Here is a 17,965-nt window from a genome sequence, read left to right on the forward strand (position 1 = left end):
GCTCTGTCAAGCTAGCCTCACTGTCCGACACTCTGCCGGTCGAACCGCTGTGACGGCGATCGCCGAAATCATGGCGCGTGCGCTCCTTGCCCACCGCGCCGGGAACCTCGATGCGGCAACGGCCGGATATCGCGAGATTCTGACGATCTCCCCCTTTCATCCACGCGCCAATCATCTGCTGGGATTCGTGCTTCTCCAGCAAGGTTCGCCCGCCGATGCGGAGCCGTTGTTGGCAATGGCGCTCCGCAGAACGCCGATATCCGCTGAAGCGTGGGCTCATCTCGGCCACGCGCAGTTCACCCTCAAGCGACTGACGTGTGGCGAAACCTCGCTGCGCCGAGCTTTGCTGATTCGCCCGTCTTTGCTCGAAGCCAGCGACACCCTGGTCCGAATCACTCTGCATACAGACCCACCGGGAACGGTGCGGATGGCTCGCCGAATCGTGATGCTCGCACCGCTGAGGGCAGATGGCTGGCAGAGTCTGGGACTGGCTCTGGCGCGTCGGAAACGCGACGCCCCGGCACCGGACGACGCCTTGGCAAGCCTACGGCGTTCGATCGTGATCGACCCTATGGACGGATCGGCCGCCACGGACCTGACCGACATGCTTCGGTCACGACGCACCTCCCGGCTCGCCAGCCGAACCGGCAGTTGGTCGCTGTGTCTGAATCCGATGTCCGCCGCCGCCAGGGTGGCGCTGTCGGCCGTCCAACTGGATCTTGACCGAATCGACGCCGCGGACCGGAGCGCGCGTGTTGCCGCGCTCCTGGTCCCGGAGACGGCCAATGCCTATGGGAACCGCGCGCAATGCCACTACCGCTTGGCCCGGTTCGAGCGCGCTATCGTCGACGGCGTCCGGGCCGCTGTGGCCGCCCCCGCGGACTTCCAGGTTCTCGCCAACCTCGGGACCTACCGTCTCGCGAGCGGCAGCCTGGCCGATGGCTGGAAGTTGTTCGGGCACCGAAAGACCGCCAGGGCGATCGCACGGTCCCCGCACCTACCCGGACCGCGCTGGACCGGCGAGGCGGGCGCCAGATTGCTGGTTCTGGCCGAACAGGGCCTCGGTGACGAGATCCTGTTCGCGTCCTGTTGGCCCGATCTTGCCGATGCGGTTCGGAACGGTCGGTTGCAGGCAGTTCGGGTGGAAATCGATTCCCGGTTGCGCGGTCTCGCCGAGCGCTCATTTCCGGAGCTTGACTGGCTCGATCGCGACCGGGCTGCCGGACCCGCTGACGGCGCCCGGCGCTCAGGCGAGTTTGCAGCCACTCATTGGATTGCGGCGGGCGATTTGCCAGCAATGTTCCGACGCAAGCAGAACGACTTCCCGGCTGCCGCCGGCTATCTCACTCCGGATCCGGACCGTGTTGCCGCGTTTCGTCACTGGCTTGCCACCGAAGCCCCGAACGAGCGCCGCGTGGGTCTGTGTTGGCGCTCGGGCCTGACGACGGAGGATCGCGCCAAGTACTATCCGGAACTGTCGGATTGCCGACCACTGCTTCGCGAAGGTGGGTCGCGGATCGTCGTCCTGCAGTACGATGACTGCGGCGCGGAAGTCGCCGCCCTAGACTCTCCAGACCAAGCTCCGATTCTGTTCCCACCGGATCTCGATCGGCGTGACGATCTGGATGGCGTTGCCGCGCTGATGGCGGCTCTCGACGGCGTTGCCTCGGCGCAAACGGCCGTCCAAGCCCTCGCAGGTGCGATCGGTGTACAGACTTTGGGATTTGACCTTGCACCGAGCTGGGTCGAACTCGGCCGGACGCAATCGCCCTGGTTTCCATCGATGACCACCCTGCATCGGCAGAACGCCGAAACCTGGGAGCATCTAATGCAGCGCGTCGCCGATCACGTGCGGCACAATATTCACCCGACGGCATCCGCCGAATGACACTCAGCGGCATCCCAGGCGCCAGGCAATAAAAGAGCCGGGCGACTGGGTCGCCCGGCTCATAAGTAGTCGCGTCAGTCTGTCGAAGAAGATTACCGGAACAGGCCCAGCAAGCTCTGCGGACGCTGGTTGGCGATACCAAGCGTCTGCACGGACAGCTGCTGCTGCACCTGCAAGGCGGTCAGCTTGGCCGACTCGCGAGCCAGATCGGCATCGACGATGTTGCCCAAACCTTCCTCGGTCGCGTCCGAGATCTGCTCCAGGAACGTGGTCTGCAGCTCGAGTGCACGGACTTCCGCACCAAGCGAACCCAGCGCGGTGTTCACGGCCGACTCCAGGTCCGAGTACTCAGACGAGAGCACGGCCTGAGCCAAGGTTGCGCTGCCGAACGACGAGCCGGCGAGCGAGTTGATGGTCGTGCGCAGGTCCTGAGCGGTCAGCGACAAGGTGCCACCGTTCAGGTTCGACAGAGTATTGATGTTCGCGCCACCGCTATCCAACAGGTTGACCCCGTTGAACACGGCGTTGTCGATGAAGTTCGCAGCCTGAGAGAGCAGCTGGTTGAAGTCCGATTCCAGAATGGTGCGCTGCGCCGTCGTGATACCCTCGTTCGAGAGCTCAGTCAGCTTAACGCGAACGTCCTGGAGAAGGTTCGACACAGCAGTCGTGCCGGCGATCGCAACCTTGCCGATGCCTTTGGCATTGTTGAGACCCTGCGTGACGGCGCCGATCGCCTTCAACTCACCACGGATACCCTGGGCGATGGAGAAGTTCGAGGCATCGTCGAGTGCGCCCGCGATCTTCAGGCCGGTAGAGACCCGGTTCTGACTGATGTCAAGGCCGCGATTGACGGTGTTGAGAGTCCGCAGCGCGACGAACACGCCGGGATTGGTGTTGATTGAGTTCTGAACAGCCATTTTGGCCTCCTCGTTCTAAGGTTGGGCATTTTGCCCATCAAGATTGGGGCGAACCCCAGAGCACCTCAGAACATGCGCCGCAAGCGCCCGCGAGTCAACCGAATACGTATCGGTTGACTGTGGCAACACAGCGGTGGCCAAAAATCACACTCCAAGCGGAGTTTATATCATTAACAAATAGTTACCGGATCATTTCTCTGTAGTTTGCATCTCTCCTTTCCGCGTTTTTCTTCGGGGTGACGGGGTGAGGCACCGCCTCACCCCGTGTCCCGTATGCCTGCCGATTAACCGAACAGACCCAAGAGGCTCTGCGGCCGCTGGTTGGCAATTCCCAGCGTCTGCACTGCCAACTGCTGCGAGACCTGGGCGGCAGTCAGCTTGGCGGACTCGCGAGCCAGATCGGCATCGACGATGTTGCCCAAGCCTTCTTCGGTCGCATCCGAGATCTGCTCCAGGAACGTGGTCTGCAGTTCGAGGGCACGGACTTCCGCACCGAGCGAGCCGAGAGCCGAGTTCACGGTCGACTCCAGGTCCGAGTACTCGCTCGAGAGCACGGCCTGGGCCAAAGTCGCACTGCCGAACGACGAGCCCGCAAGCGCGAGGACGGTGGTGCGCAGATCCTGGAAGGTCAGCGTCAGAGTGCCGCCCGACAGGTTCGACAAGGTGTTGACGTTCGCCGACGAGCTGTCGAGCAGGTTCACGCCGTTGAAGACGGCGTTGTCGATGAAGTTGGCCGCCTGTGACAGCAGCTGGTTGAAGTCTTCCTCCAGAATGGTCCGCTGCGCCGTGGTGATGCCCTCGTTGGACAGCTCGGTCAGCTTCTGGCGGACAGTCTGCAGCAGATCGGAAATCGCCGTCGTGCCGGCGATCGCGACCTTGCCAATGCCTTTGGCGTTATTCAGGCCCTGCGTGACGGCGCCGATCGCCTTCAACTCACCCCGGATACCCTGGGCGATGGAGAAGTTCGAGGCATCGTCGAGCGCGCCCGCAATCTTCAAACCCGTCGACACGCGGTTCTGGCTGACGTCCAGACGCTTGTTGACTGAGTTGAGGTTACGGAGAGCCACGAATGCACCGACGTTGGTGTTGATGGAGTTTTGAACAGCCATTGTCTTCATCCTCGTTCTAAGGGTGACATCGGCGTTTTGCCGACCTGAACGGATCTAGCCCGTCCTACCCTCACTGAATACGAGCTGAAGCATATTGTCAAGTATTTTAATAAAATTTATTTCAAATTATATTCACTATAGAGTCTATGCACCTCATCCGTCTGCACGGTTCGTACCGATGGCGGGAAGCCGCGGCTGGGCTTCGTTTCAATGACCTGAACGCTGGCCCACGGGCCGATCCAAGCCCCAGCCCGGCAATCTTGATCGTGTGAACCGGAAGAATTTGCCGAGCTCGGCAGGTCCTGCCGCCTCCACAGCAACGACCCCAGCCTAACCAATTGATATTTATCCATAAGACCAGGGGAGCCGGAGTGGCCCGCTTGTTGCGTGAATTGGATCGAACACGACCGATCAGGTGACGCCATGGACCTCAATCCACTGGATCTCAAAGCCCCCAACGGATCGAACGGGAGTCCGCGATACCGCGTGAGCGGAGATGTCGGCTTCCAAAGCATCATGGACCTGGCGGCTCGTCGCAATCCGACCGAGCCGGTGCGTCCCGAGCCCTCCAGGCGCCCCGAGACCCAACGCGACGCGTCCTCCCGGATCGACGATCATCATCAGGACGAGGCTCCCGACTCCGTGCGCGTCGAAGACGACGGCCGCGTGACGAGCTCGGAGACGGCCGACGGACGGCGTTCCGAGCCACAGGTTGACGATCCGAGTGCGTCAGCGGCCATCGCCGTCGAAGTGGCGAAACCGACTGCGGCCTCCGGCCGGACATCCGACACCGGGGAACCTGAAACTGCAGCCGTCGACGGCGCCCCGCTCTCCCCAGCGATCCCGCAGTTGACCCCGACACCTACCCCGGTAGGAGTGCCAGTCGCCGGCCAGCCGGTCGTTCCTGCACATCCTGCCGTTCCAGTCCCTCCCTCCGCCACGCCGACGCCCCTTCCCGCGGCCGTCGCACCGCCGGCCGCAGCCGCGGCGCAGACCGTCGCTGGACAGCCGGCGCCGCAGCAGGCAGCCGCTCCAGTCGCGGCAGCCGCAGCGACAACCGAGCTGCCTTCGGGCATGACGCCACTCGCAACGGCGGCCCAGGCGAGCGAACGAGCGCCGGGTGTCGGATCAGCCCAGAAGCCAAGCGATTCGACTTCGACGCAGCGTACGTCGGCACCGACGGCCACCCCCGCATCGTCCTCGGCAGCGCCGGCAGCGACGGCAGCGGCAGCATCCCCGGGCGCGCCGGACAGCAGAACGCTTCGCGGCGCGACGGTCACCGTCGAGCCCGCCACCGTCGTCGCCCGCACCCAGGGCGTATCGTCAGCCGTCCTCGTTCAGGCTCATCTGGCAGCCGCCGGCGACGCCGGTGCGAAGGTTGCCGTGCAGCCCGGACAGAGTGCAGCCGCAACCCAAGCCGGTACCACCTTGCATGTCGGTGGCGGTCAGCCACTGTTCGTCGGCGCCGACGCCGGCGCGGCGCAGTCCGGCGGGCAGGGCAGCAATGGAGCCGGCGGACAGTCGGGCAACAATTCGCAGAATGGCGGACAGCCGAATGGCGGCCAGGCTCAGGCCAATGGTGGCTTCACCTTCGGCACGGCGACCATCGGGCAGCGCGGCTTCGGTGGCGACGCCGCCCGAGCGCAGTTCCAGGAGATCCTCGAAACCCGGACGGCGCGTGCGCCGCTCCAGGGCCCCGGCGGCACCGGTTCGATGTCGGCCGGAGCCACTTCAACTCTTGCGACCAGTTCTATGACGGCCGGGCCAGGCGGACCCCAGAGCACACTACCCGCCGCTATGGCCTCTCGGGCGGAGGCGACCGCCCATGGACGACCCGGTGCCCTCCCAGGCACCGCGGTCGGCCAGGTCGCCGTGAAACTGGTGAGCTCGGCTGCCGACGGCGGCGGGCGCATGACGGTCCGACTCAACCCCGAGGAACTCGGCAAGGTCGACGTGAAGCTGGAATTCGGCCGGGACGGCATGGTCCGGGCGCTGATCAGCGCCGAGCGGCCGGAGACCCTCGAGATGCTGCAGCGCGACTCCCGCGCCCTCGAGAAGGCGCTGCAGGAAGCCGGACTGAAAACCGACCAGAACTCGCTCGAATTTGATCTGCGCGGCGGCCACGGCCAGCCGACGGAGCGCGACGAACACGGTGTCGCGTCCGGCCCAGCATCCTCGGCAACAGCCGAACAGAGCGCCGAGGCCGACGCCCAACCCGACACCCAGACCGGCTCCGGCAGCGTCCGTGAGGACGGCAGCTACGACCTAGTGGCCTGAGGAGAAGCAGCATGGAATCCGTCAGCCCGATCAGCACCACCGGTGCCAAGTCGTCCACCTCGGCCGACAAGCTGAGCAAGGACTTCGACATGTTCCTGACTCTGCTGACCACTCAGCTGAAGAACCAGGATCCGCTCGACCCGATGGACAACTCCGAGATGGTCAACCAGCTCGTGCAGTTCTCGAGCGTCGAACAGCAGATCAGCCAGAACAAGAACCTGGAGCAGATGATCCTGCTGCTGAACTCCCAGTCGGCAGCCTCCTCGGTCTCCTATATCGGCCGCGACGTCCAGTTCTCCGACAGCACGACGGTTTACGACGGCACGAAGCCGGTCACCTTCGGCTACACACCCGCCAAGACGGCCGAATCGGTACAGATCAAGATCGTCAACGCTGAAGGCGTAACGATCAGGACCGTCGACGGCGAACGCTCCGCCAGCCGCCACACCCTCGTATGGGACGGCCTGGACAAGGACGGCGCAGCGGCTCCAGCCGGACAGTACACCTTCCTGGTCACGGCCGAAGACGCCAGCGAAAAGGCCATCAGCGTCGACAAGGACATCACCGGCCACGTCACCGGCGCCGCAAGCGACGCGACAGGCAACTACCTGCTGATCGGCGACCTGGCGGTCGATGTGACCAAGGTTGTCGCAGTCAGAGAATCCGCCGCGTCGTCATAACGACACCGGCAACCAATTGGCAGAACGCCACGGAGCAACCCTCTTAGTCATCCGACGAAACCGGGTGCGCAATCGGAGGCAATAACAATGAGCATCTATGGCGGTATGTTCTCGGGGGTGTCGGCACTGTCCGCGCAGTCCCAGGCGTTCGGAATCATCTCCGACAACATCGCGAACGTGAACACGATCGGCTACAAGGACACGACCGCACGGTTCCAGACCCTGGTGACCGAATCGGCGTCGGCGGCCCGCTATTCGCCCGGCGGGGTGCTGGCCCGGCCGTTCGTAAACCCGGAGAAGCAGGGCCTGTTGCAGGGCACCACGTCGAACACCGATATTTCGCTGGTCGGTGACGGCTTCTTCATCGTGAACGAGAACGATGAACCCCTCACCGACGGTGGCGAGTACCTGCTGACCCGAGCCGGCTCCTTCACCGAGGACGAAGAAGGCAACTTGGTGAACGCCGCGGGATTCTTCCTGCAGGGCTGGCGGACCGACTCGACGGGCGCGATCGTCAACGCCACCACCAAGGATCAGCTTTCGAGCCTTGAGACGGTCAATCTCGCCGGTTTCACATCGGTGTCGAACCCGACATCGACCGCCAACCTCGCAGTCAACCTTCCGGCCAACGCCACCACGGCGTCGACGCAGACCACCAACCTGACGATCTATGACTCTCTCGGCGTCGAACACCTGATGACGATCAACTGGACCAAGAACGCCCAGGCCAACGAGTGGGCCTACTCCCTCGACGTCACCAATCAGGCCGGCACCACGACCGCGGCGATCGTCGCGGGCACCATCGACTTCGACCCGGCCGATGGCACCATCGAAGACATCGACAACGGCGGCACCCTGGCAGATGGCGATACGGCCCAGACCACCCTGCCGATCACCGCTCTGGCCTTCGGCAGCGGCGCCGCAGCCTCCAGCATCGTCATCAACTGGGGCATTGTCGGCCAGACCAACGGAATGAGCCAGTTGAGTGGCTCCTACGAGGCGACGCTGTTGAACCAGAACGGCTCGTCGCCGTCCGCGCTGACCGCGGTCGAGATCGACAACGAAGGCATCGTGACGGCGCGCTTCAAGAACGGCGACACCCGACCGATCTACAAGATCGCCATCGGCACCGTCCCCGCCGCCACGGAGCTGCGTGCCGAGAACGGCAACGCCTACAAGCTGTCGAGCCGGTCAGGCGACCTTCTGCTGACCGAAGCCGGACTGCAGGGGGCGGGTGCGATCGAGTCTTCGGCACTCGAGCAATCGACCGTCGACCTATCGGACGAGTTCACCGACCTGATCATCACCCAGCGCGCCTACTCGGCGGCAACCAAGCTGATCACCACCGGCGACGAGTTGCTCGACGAGATCATCCGTGTGAAGCGGTAACGTACGCCCCCCGCAAGCGTTACCGCTCAGCCTCGCCCCGGCCTTCTGGCCGGGGCATTTTTTTTGCCTGCAACGAATTCGATCCAAATCGTCCGACATTAGGCGTTTGTTAAGAGGCGGTTGGCACACTGTCTCCAGGATCAAAACAGCTCTTGATGGTCATGGGCGGACAAGCGGCTACCAAAACCACATCACTGCGACCCGAGCACGTCACCGGCCCCGACGGCACGGCGATTGGCATCGACGACCTGCCACCACCGGAAACCACCCGCTGGGTGATGCGCCGCAAGGCCGAGGTCGTATCTGCCGTCCGCGGCGGGCTGCTGTCCCCGGAGGAAGCCTGCGGGCGCTGGAACCTCTCGATCGAAGAGCTGGAGTCCTGGCAACGACTGATCGACCGATACGGCGTACGCGGCCTGCGCGCCACCCGGCTCCAGCAGTACCGTGGCTCCGGGCGACGATCAGCTGCGCCCGGACCGCGATAGCCCGGGTTAGTCCCCCGCGTCCTTCCGTACCCATTCCCCGACGATCTCAGAGACGCGATGCATCGTCCGATCCCACGGATCGGCAATGCGCTTTCCAATCGGCCGAACCGACGAGAACCAGGGATCCGCTCCTCCAATCAGGTAGGCGGACGGGACCGGGCGGCCGTGGAACTCGACACATGGCACGCCGACGCCGCCGGCGATCGTTGCCACCGAGGTGTTGGCGCTGACCACGCCATCGAGAGCGGCGGTCAGGGCAGCCGAGCCGTCCAGGTCGTCGAACAGGTCGAGGTCGTCGAACGCGTGCACCGGCACCCCGAACCGTTCGGTGATCTCGGCCAGTTCGTCGAGGCAGTCATCGTACTGCAGATTCACGAACACCACGCCGCGGACCCGCAGGACCGGCTCCAGATCGGATACCGCGGCATAGAACTGGTTGCGCAATCGGCCCTGTACGCCGCTGCGCCAGGACAGGCCGATCTTGGGCCCGGCCCCGAGCGATTCGACCCGGCGGCGCAGGTCGGCCACCCGCTGGGCGTCCGGCCTGAACAGCGTTCGGTCCCGCGGAAACCGCTCGGCAGATCCCCGAACGTGCTGGCCGAGGCTGCCGGTGGGCATCGCGATATCGAACCGTTCCTCCCCGCGTTCCGCCGGGAGGAACGGCGACGCCACCACCCGTACCGATGGAAACGATCGCTCGAACAACCGCAGGAGCTTCGGCGACACCTCCAGGGTAACGTCGGCGCCCCGCTCGACCACGTCCGGGACCATGGTGGCAAACCGGATCTCGTCGCCGATGCCCTGCTCCCGATACAGGAACACACGCTGACCGGTCAGCACGTCCGGCAGGTCCGGAGACACGGGCAGGCCGCGCACCGACATCTCGTAGCTCTTGGCGCCGAACCGCCACTCGTAGAACGGCCAGCCCTCGGCCCATCGGCCCATCCACAGCAGGCTGCTGCCGTAGTTGAAGTTGGTAATCGCGCTGTCCGGAGCCTTCTCCAGGGCCTGTCGGAAGAAGCGGGCGGCCGTCGCAAACTCGCCCACCCGCGCCAGTACCGTCGCGTAGTTGGCTGCGGCATCCGGCGAGCCGGGATTCAGACGAAGCGCTTCCCGCAGATGCGGCAGCGCATCGTAGGACCGGTCAATCATGTTCAGGGCGCTTCCGAAATTCTGCCGGATCGCCGCATGCCGGGGGTTGAGCCGGACAGCCTGGCCATGGGCTTCGACAGCCTCGGCCCAGCGATCCATGTCCTGCATGACGTTGCCGAGATTGGACCAGTAACCGGCGACGTCGGGGTTGATCTGGATGGCCTTGCGGATCAGGTCCGCTGCCGTCTCGTACTGCTTGACCCCCCGCGCGATCAGCCCCATGCCGAGCAAGGCGTCGGGATGTTCGATGTTCTCGGCCAGCACCCGACGGAATCCGGCATTGGCCGTCTCTGCGTCGCCGCGTTCCAGCGCCTGCATCGACGCGATTACCAACTCCGCGTGGCGTCGGTTCGCTGGATCGGCGGGATCCGCCCAGGCGCCACGCGCCCGCCGAGGCGGACGCTTCGGCCCAGAGCGCTTTCCGGTGTTGCCCCCCGCCATCGACCCTCCCGTCATCACGATCCCGGCCGTCACTTCAACTTCGACCGCAACGACTCATTCTAATTCATTGTTCTTTTTTATAGATAGGCATGATAGGTTCGCTAGGAAAAATTTGCCGGGTGCGGGCTATCCAAAGGTCCAAAAATTTTGTATAAAATTGTATGTTTCTAGATTGAACGACCGCTGTCGAGTCGCGGCGGGTTTCGCGGGGAGTGACGAGCGATGAACCCCTTTGCCGATCTGATCCGGAATCTCGGGCCGATGCGGCTTGCTGCCCTGGTCGGCACCGGCGTTGCGGTCGTGGGCTTCTTCATTTTCCTGGTTTCGCGACTCTCAACAGGCAGCATGTCCCTGCTGTACGCCGATCTTGATCCGAAGGATGCCGGACAGATCGTACGCGAACTCGAACAACGCACGGTCCCCTATCAGCTGAAGGCCAACGGGACGCAGGTGTTCGTCCCCGGCGACGATGTCCTGCGCCTGCGCGTGGCACTGGCCGAGCAGGGCCTGCCAGGCGGCGGCTCGGTGGGATACGAACTGTTCGACAAGAGCCAGGGGCTGGGCACCACCAGTTTCGTCCAGAACGTCAATCTGGTCCGTGCCCTGGAGGGCGAGTTGAGCCGCACCATCAGCTCGATGCGCAACGTCCGGGGCGCGCGCGTCCACTTGGTATTGCCCCGCCGGGAACTGTTCTCGCGCGAGCGCCAGAAGCCTAGCGCGTCGGTGGTCCTGCAACTCTCCGGCGGCCTGCGGCTTGGCAAGGAACAGGTGCTGTCGATCCAGCATCTGATTGCGGCGGCAGTCCCGGAACTGCGTCCCGAAGGCGTGTCGATCCTCGACGACCGTGGCGAGCTTCTGGCACGCGGTTTCGGCGAGGACGCGCAGAACTCACTGGCGCTGTTGAACGCCGAAGAAATGAAGATCGCCTACGAGACCCGCGTGCGCCGGTCGGTCGAGGAACTGGTGGAGCGCACGGTCGGCTACGGCAAGGTCCGGGCCGAGGTTGCGGCTGACCTCGACTACGGCAGGGTGGTGGAGAACACCGAGAGCTTCGATCCAGACAGCCAGGTCGCCCGGTCGACTCAGAGCATCGAGGACCGGTCCTCGTCGAACGAAGCCGCCCGGGACGACACGGTAACCGTACAGAACAACCTGCCCGAGGCCGCGGCGAACTCGGCCGGTGGCGGGAACACCTCGCAGACCTCGAACACCCGCACCGAGGAAACGGTCAACTTCGAAATCTCCAAGACCATCCGCCAGCGCACCAAGGAATCCGGCGAACTCCAGCGATTGTCGGTCGCGGTGCTGGTCGACGGCACCTACACCCGCAACGACGACGGAGTGCGGGTGTATGTTCCGCGCACTCCCGAGCAACTCGAGCAAATCGAGACCCTGGTCAAATCGGCGATTGGATATCGCGCCAACCGGGGCGATTCAGTCGAGGTGGTGAACATGGAGTTCGTGAAGCTGGAACCCGAGGATCTCGGCGACGGCGCATTCCTGTTCGGCATCTCCAAGGAAGAGTTCCTGCAGCTCGCCGAGGTTCTGGTCCTCGCGGTTGTCGGCCTGCTGGTCATCCTGCTGGTCGTCCGTCCCGTGCTGACCCGCCTGTTTGAAAGCATGCCGACTACTTTGGGCTCCCGCGGCGGCGGCCTGATCGGACAGGACGGACAGCTCGCTCAGCTTGCCGGCCCCGGCGCAACAGCGGACATGGCCGAGTTGCTCGACGGCGAGGACGAAGCGGAGGAAAGCCTGCTCGACCAGATGATCGACATCAACCAGGTCGAAGGCCGGGTGCGGGCGTCGTCCCTGCGCAAGATCGGCGAGATCGTCGACAAGCATCCCGAAGAGGCCGTCGCGATCATCCGCAACTGGATGTATCAGGAAGCGCAATGATGTCCGGCTGGAAGCTGGCTGAGTTCCGGTGGGGGAGCTGACAATGGCGCGACTGCGGCCGAGGCCGTTCACATTCGACTACAGTTTCGACGATGGCGCCGACGAACGCCGGAAGGCCGAGGAGGACGCCAAGAAGCGCGCGGCCCAGGAAGCCAAGAGCAACCGGCCGCCGACGTTCACGCAGGAGCAGCTTGAGCAGGCCAAGGTCGAAGCCCACGCCGCCGGCCGCCAGGAAGGCATGGACGACGCCATGGCCGGGATCGAACAGCAGATTGCCCGTACAATGGACGCGACGTTCTCGCGCTTGCCCAAGGTTTTCGAGGAGCATGCCGCCTGGACGAAGGCCATGGAGGTTGACGCGTTGCGGCTGGCCGTGGCGTTGATGCGCAAGTTGGCGCCGGAGTTGTCGCGCAACAGCGAGTTGCCGGAGGTGGAACGGATCATTCGCGAGGCATTCGGCTTCCTCACCGAACAACCGAAGGTGATGATCCGGGTGGCGCCGACGCTTGAGGAAGCGTTGCGCGACAAGGTCGCGCTGATGGCATCGCGCGTCGGCTACGAGGGCCAGGTGGTTCTCGTGGGTGATCCGGAACTTCCGACCGACGACTGCCGTGTGTCCTGGCAGGCCGGCGCCGTCGAGCGGTCGCTCGACGACACCTGGGACCAGATTGACCAGATCGTCGGCCGCGCGCTGGCCGGCCAGCCTGAACGCATCAAGACCGAGCGCGCTGACGCGAACACCGACGACGTTACGGCTGCATCGGCAGAACAGGCCGATGATGACGAAGCCGACCACGACACGGCTGCAGCGGCTGAGCAGGCCGATCCAGCCAACTGACCGAGGGTGACACAATGGCCGACGACGACCTGAACCTGACGGACCTGGAAGACGACGACATGGCCGCGGCGATGGCGGCGCAGGACGAGCCTGAAGAGACGTTCTCCGACGACGGCAAGGGCCAGATTACCGCCCGCGAACTGGAAGCGGTGTACGACATCCCGGTCCAGGTGTCCGCGGTGCTTGGCAAGACCAGCATGCAGGTCAGCCAGCTGTTGAAGCTGGGCCGCGGCGCGGTCGTCGAACTGGACCGCAAGGTCGGTGAAGCCATCGACATCTACGTCAACAACCGTCTCGTCGCGCGCGGCGAGGTGGTGATCGTCGACGAACGGCTTGGCGTGACCATGACCGAGATCATCAAAGCCGACCGGCCGGCTTGAGGACGGAGCGGGGATGATGGCGGACGGAGCGGAATACGCTGCACCACGCGCCGGCGCAGCGGCCAGCTACGAGATACCGTCGAGCGGCACGACGGTTGACGGCGCCCTGCTCGTCGGCCTGTTGATGGCGTTCGCCCTGATTGGCGTGGCGATCTCGCTTGGCGAATCCGTTCGCTCGTTCGTCGACTATCCCTCCGTCCTGATCGTGTTGCTCGGCAGCTTCGCGGTCACCATGGTGTCGTTCTCGATCGGAGAGGTGTTCTCGGTCGTCCCGCTGTTGCTGCGCACCATGTTCCCGCCGGTCCGGGACACCCGGCGTGCGTGCGAGCGCGCCCTGAGCCTAGCGGAGATTGCCCGGCGCAACGGCGTCCTTGCGCTCGACCATGTACTGCCGCAACTCGCTCGCGAGGTTTTTCTGCAACGCGCGATTGCCATGGCGGTGGACGGGACTCCGCCCGAGAAGATCGAGTCGGTTCTGGTCACCGAGATCGAGGCGACTTCGGAGCGTATGACGCGTTCGGCGAACGTGCTGCGACGGGCCGCCGAGGTGGCGCCGGCGATGGGCCTGATCGGTACCCTGATCGGGTTGGTGCAGATGCTCGCCAACCTGAAGGATCCCAACGCGATCGGCCCGGCCATGGCGGTCGCGCTGCTCACGACGTTCTACGGCGCGGTGCTGGCCTACATGGTGCTGGCGCCGGTGGCGGCGAAGGTGGATCGCAACGCGGCGGACGAGCGGCAGATCCAGCAGATCTACATGGTCGCGGCCAGTTCCATCGCGCGCCAGGAGAACCCGCGGCAGCTCGAAACGCTGCTGAACACCGTCCTGCCGCCGTCGCAGCGGCTGGACTACTACTCGTGATACCGGGAGCGAAACGATGCGTCTGCTGATCGTCGGCACACTCGAGGGTCACATCACCACCGCGGGCCAGATGGCCACGCAGCGCGGTGCCAAGGTCAGCCATGTCGACGGCTACGAAGGCGGCTTGAAGATCCTGCGCGACGGACCGGGCGCCGATCTGGTGATGATCGACGTGCGCCAGCCGGTCGCCCGTTTCATGAAGCAGATGAAACAGGAGCGGATGAACACGCCGGTCGTGGCCTGCGGCATCCAGAGCGATCCCGAGACGGCGGTCGCCGCGATCCGCGCCGGCGCCAAGGAATACATCCCCCTGCCCCCGAACCCCGAGTTGATCGCCGCCGTCCTGGCTGCGGTCGCCGAGGAGCAGACGTCGGTTGTGTTCCGCGACCCGGTGATGGCCGGAGTGCTGAAGCTGGCAGACCAGATCGCCCCGTCGGATGCCAGCGTGCTGGTCACCGGCGCATCCGGTACCGGCAAGGAAGTGCTGGCGCGCTACCTGCATTCCAAGTCGCGGCGTGCCAACGAAAAGTTCGTCTCTGTGAACTGCGCAGCCATCCCGGACAACCTGCTGGAATCCGAGTTGTTCGGTCACGAGAAGGGCGCGTTCACCGGTGCTGTCGCGCGGCGGATCGGCAAGTTCGAAGAGGCCGACAAGGGCACGCTGCTGCTCGATGAAATCAGCGAGATGGACATCCGCCTGCAGGCCAAGCTGCTGCGCGCCATCCAGGAGCGCGAGATCGACCGGCTCGGCGGAACCAACCCGGTCAAGGTCGACATAAGGCTGATCGCAACATCGAACCGTGACCTCGACAAGCATGTGCAGGACGGCAAGTTCCGTGAGGACCTGTACTTCCGGCTGAACGTCTTCAACCTGCAGATCCCCGCGCTGCGGGAACGGCCGGGCGATATCCGGGCGCTGGCCGCACACTTTGCCAAGAAGTACTCCGACGCCAATGGCCTGCCGGCAAGGCCGCTGTCCGAGGCCGCCCTGCAACGGCTTGAAGGCCACCATTGGCGGGGCAATGTCCGCGAACTCGAGAACACCATGCACCGCGGTGTCCTGCTGGCCAGCGGCGCCGAGATCGGCCCGGAGGCGATCCTTCTGACCGGCGAAACCATGGGGTCGACGCCAGCGCCATCCGCAGCGGCACAACCGTCAAGCGCGCAGCCCGCTCCAGCGCAACCGACAGCGCCGCAGCCGCCCCGTTCCGCCGCGGACGACTCCGCCACCGCCGGCAACAACACATCCAGCTTGGTTGGCCGGACAGTGGCCGATGTCGAACGAGACCTGATCATCGACACGCTGAGCCACTGCCTGGGCAACCGGACCCACGCGGCGAACATCCTGGGCATTTCCATCCGGACGCTGCGCAACAAGGTCAAGTTGTTCATGGACGAGGGCTATGCCGTCCCGGCACCCGGTGATGCCGACCGGGCGTCGGTGTAGTTGGTGAACACGGTGGCAGGGGCGGCCTGAGCGATGGCGGACGCATCCGGACAAGGCGGCGGCAACCGAGGGGTCGGTCGCGGTGTAGCCATGCCGACGCTCGGCAGCATCGGCGATGCGCTGCGGCGCGGCGACATCCTGATGGCCGGCGGAGTCGTCGCCATCCTGTCGGTCCTGATCCTGCCGATGCCGACATGGTTGCTGGACTTCTGTCTGGCGGTGTCGCTGCTGTTCTCGATCCTGATCCTGATGACCGTCATGTTCATCCGGAAGCCGTTGGACTTCAGCGCGTTCCCGATGGTGCTGCTGATCGCGACCATGATGCGCCTGGCCCTCAACCTGGCGTCGACCCGACTGATTCTGGGCGAGGGCCACACCGGCACCGACGCCGCCGGCCGGGTCATTCAGGCGTTCGGCAACTTCATGATGGGCGGCAACCCGGTCATCGGGGTGATCGTGTTCGCGATCCTGGTGCTGGTGAACTTCATCGTCATCACCAAGGGCTCCGGCCGTATCGCCGAGGTCTCGGCGCGGTTCAGCCTCGATGCGATGCCCGGCAAGCAGATGGCGATCGACGCCGACCTGTCTGCCGGACTGCTCACCGAGGACGAAGCCCGCAGGAAACGCGAAGAACTCGGCCAGGAGAGCAGCTTCTTCGGGTCGATGGACGGCGCCTCCAAGTTCGTTCGCGGCGATGCGGTCGCCGGGCTGCTGATTACGGTCATCAATGTCGTCGGCGGCATGATCATCGGCATGGCCCAGCAAGGCATGACATTCGCCAGCGCCTCGGAGACCTACACCGTCCTGACCGTCGGTGACGGCCTGGTCAGCCAGATCCCGGCGCTGATCGTGTCGACCGCCGCCGGCATGCTGGTGACCAAGGGCGGCACCGAAGGCCGCAGCGACGAGGCGGTTTTCGGACAGCTCGGCGGCTATCCGAAGGCGCTGATGATGAGCTGCGGACTTATGCTCATCATGTCCCTGCTGCCCGGGATCCCGATGATCCCGTTCCTGTTGATCGCCGGCGTGACCGGCGCGGGAGCCTTCTTTCTGTGGCGCGACCAGGAAGAGGCCAAGGTCGCCAAGGTGGAGGCCGAGGAATCCGCTCTCACAGCGCCACCACCGGAGGAGCCGATCGGCTCGGCGCTGCAGATCGACCTGATTCGGCTGGAACTTGGCTATGGCTTGCTGCCGCTGATCAACGAAGCCGTCGAGGGCCAGCGCCTGACCGACCAGATCAAGGCCCTGCGCCGACAGTTGGCGACCGAGAGCGGCTTCATCATGCCGCAGGTCCGCATCCAGGATAATCTGCAGCTCGGAGCCAACACCTACGTCATCCGTGTCAAGGAGATCGATGTCGGCAACGGCGAGCTTCGGCCGAACCGGCTGCTGGTGATGGATCCGACCGGCGGAAAGATCGAACTGCCTGGCACCGACACCAAGGAGCCGACCTTCGGCCTGCCGGCCATGTGGATTTCGCCCGATCTGCGCGAAGAGGCGCTGTTCAAGGGCTACACCGTGGTCGATCCGTCGACCGTCATCACCACGCATCTCACCGAGTTGGTGCGTGACAACATGTCCGAGCTACTGTCCTACGGCGAAACCCAGAAGCTGCTGGACGAGCTGGGCGACAACAACCAGAAGCTCGTCGCCGACGTCATACCGGGACAGATTACGGTCGGAGCCCTGCAACGCGTTCTGCAGAACCTGTTGGCCGAGCGTGTCTCGATCCGCGACCTGCCGACGGTTCTGGAGGGCGTTGCCGAGGCCGCCGGCTACAGCCGCAATGTGTCGATCATCACCGAACACGTCCGGGTCCGGCTGGCCCGGCAGATCAGCGAGGCGCACGCGGACGAGGACGGCGTGATTCCCCTGGTCTCGCTGTCGCCGGAGTGGGAACAGTCTTTTGCGGAATCGCTCATCGGCAGTGGCGACGACCGGCAGCTGTCGATGGCCCCTACGCGCCTGCAGCAGTTCATCACCACGGTCCGGCATCAGTTCGACAAGTACACCGCCATGGGCGAGCAGCCCTGCCTGTTGACCTCGCCGGCGATCCGCCCTTACGTGCGTTCGATCATCGAGCGGTTCCGGCCGCAGACCGTGGTAATGTCGCAGAATGAGATCCACCCGAAGGCAAAGATCCGTACACTCGGGCAGATATGAGGGAAGTTGAGAGGCTGGGAATGCGTTCCAGCGTACAGGGC

At 64.6% G+C, this 17,965-nt stretch carries 14 protein-coding genes and 1 pseudogene; 12 read left to right on the plus strand and 3 right to left on the minus strand.

What is annotated here, in order from left to right; all coding sequences use genetic code 11:
- Positions 1–70: 70 nt before the first annotated feature.
- Together RIC54_RS27075 and RIC54_RS10805 are read left to right on the plus strand one after the other, a co-directional pair.
- Positions 71–265 (plus strand): annotated as a pseudogene (locus tag RIC54_RS27075) (tetratricopeptide repeat protein); the annotation flags it as partial.
- A 162-nt stretch (positions 266–427) separates the two neighbouring features.
- On the plus strand, positions 428–1,888 hold the full coding sequence (locus RIC54_RS10805) for a CHAT domain-containing protein (protein ID WP_350096036.1): 1,461 nt from the start codon (positions 428–430) through the stop codon (positions 1,886–1,888).
- Between the two features lie 92 nt (positions 1,889–1,980).
- Here the strand turns inward: RIC54_RS10805 and RIC54_RS10810 are convergent, their stop codons facing one another.
- Entirely contained in the window at positions 1,981–2,805 is an 825-nt protein-coding gene (locus tag RIC54_RS10810) for a flagellin (protein ID WP_350096038.1), read from the minus strand.
- 284 nt (positions 2,806–3,089) lie between these two features.
- Positions 3,090–3,914 carry a flagellin gene (locus RIC54_RS10815; protein WP_350096040.1) on the minus strand — a complete coding sequence of 275 codons (825 nt, stop codon included), beginning with the start codon at positions 3,912–3,914 and terminating at the stop codon, positions 3,090–3,092.
- Between the two features lie 1,074 nt (positions 3,915–4,988).
- On the opposite strand from RIC54_RS10815, the gene RIC54_RS10820 reads away from it, so the two are divergent.
- The 4 genes from RIC54_RS10820 (at position 4,989) to sciP (ending at position 8,745) form a co-directional block, all read left to right on the plus strand.
- A complete protein-coding gene (locus RIC54_RS10820) occupies positions 4,989–6,191 on the plus strand; it encodes a flagellar hook-length control protein FliK (RefSeq protein WP_350096042.1) in 1,203 nt (400 codons plus the stop codon).
- An 11-nt stretch (positions 6,192–6,202) separates the two neighbouring features.
- Positions 6,203–6,871: a flagellar hook assembly protein FlgD gene (locus RIC54_RS10825; RefSeq protein ID WP_350096044.1), complete on the plus strand. Its 669-nt coding sequence runs from the start codon at positions 6,203–6,205 to the stop codon at positions 6,869–6,871.
- 87 nt (positions 6,872–6,958) lie between these two features.
- A complete protein-coding gene (gene flgE, locus RIC54_RS10830; protein WP_350096046.1) occupies positions 6,959–8,260 on the plus strand; it encodes a flagellar hook protein FlgE in 1,302 nt (433 codons plus the stop codon).
- A 155-nt stretch (positions 8,261–8,415) separates the two neighbouring features.
- Positions 8,416–8,745 carry a CtrA inhibitor SciP gene (gene sciP, locus RIC54_RS10835; protein ID WP_502989702.1) on the plus strand — a complete coding sequence of 110 codons (330 nt, stop codon included), beginning with the start codon at positions 8,416–8,418 and terminating at the stop codon, positions 8,743–8,745.
- Positions 8,746–8,751: 6 nt separating this feature from the next.
- On the opposite strand, the gene RIC54_RS10840 is transcribed toward sciP, so the two are convergent.
- Positions 8,752–10,338 (minus strand): tetratricopeptide repeat protein, encoded by a 1,587-nt coding sequence (locus RIC54_RS10840; protein ID WP_350096048.1) that lies wholly within the window; start codon positions 10,336–10,338, stop codon positions 8,752–8,754.
- Between the two features lie 222 nt (positions 10,339–10,560).
- On the opposite strand from RIC54_RS10840, the gene fliF reads away from it, so the two are divergent.
- Genes fliF through flhA form a run of 6 tightly spaced genes read left to right on the plus strand, consistent with a single transcriptional unit; the run spans position 10,561 to position 17,924 of the window.
- On the plus strand, positions 10,561–12,234 hold the full coding sequence (gene fliF, locus RIC54_RS10845; RefSeq protein WP_350096050.1) for a flagellar basal-body MS-ring/collar protein FliF: 1,674 nt from the start codon (positions 10,561–10,563) through the stop codon (positions 12,232–12,234).
- Positions 12,235–12,277: 43 nt separating this feature from the next.
- Positions 12,278–13,072, plus strand: coding sequence for a FliH/SctL family protein (locus RIC54_RS10850; RefSeq protein ID WP_350096052.1), 795 nt, complete (start codon positions 12,278–12,280; stop codon positions 13,070–13,072).
- 14 nt (positions 13,073–13,086) lie between these two features.
- A complete protein-coding gene (gene fliN / locus RIC54_RS10855) occupies positions 13,087–13,452 on the plus strand; it encodes a flagellar motor switch protein FliN (protein WP_350096054.1) in 366 nt (121 codons plus the stop codon).
- A gap of 16 nt (positions 13,453–13,468) precedes the next feature.
- Positions 13,469–14,314 carry a motility protein A gene (locus tag RIC54_RS10860; protein ID WP_350096055.1) on the plus strand — a complete coding sequence of 282 codons (846 nt, stop codon included), beginning with the start codon at positions 13,469–13,471 and terminating at the stop codon, positions 14,312–14,314.
- A gap of 16 nt (positions 14,315–14,330) precedes the next feature.
- Complete coding sequence (gene flbD, locus RIC54_RS10865) at positions 14,331–15,761, plus strand: sigma-54-dependent transcriptional regulator FlbD (protein WP_350096057.1); 1,431 nt, start codon at positions 14,331–14,333, stop codon at positions 15,759–15,761.
- Between the two features lie 33 nt (positions 15,762–15,794).
- The gene (flhA, locus tag RIC54_RS10870; RefSeq protein WP_502989703.1) at positions 15,795–17,924 is read left to right on the plus strand and encodes a flagellar biosynthesis protein FlhA; all 2,130 of its coding nucleotides are present in this window, start codon (positions 15,795–15,797) and stop codon (positions 17,922–17,924) included.
- The last annotated feature ends 41 nt before the right edge of the window (positions 17,925–17,965 follow it).

It is taken from the genome of Thalassobaculum sp. (assembly GCF_040219215.1).
In the GTDB taxonomy this organism is placed as follows: Bacteria; Pseudomonadota; Alphaproteobacteria; order Thalassobaculales; family Thalassobaculaceae; genus Thalassobaculum_A.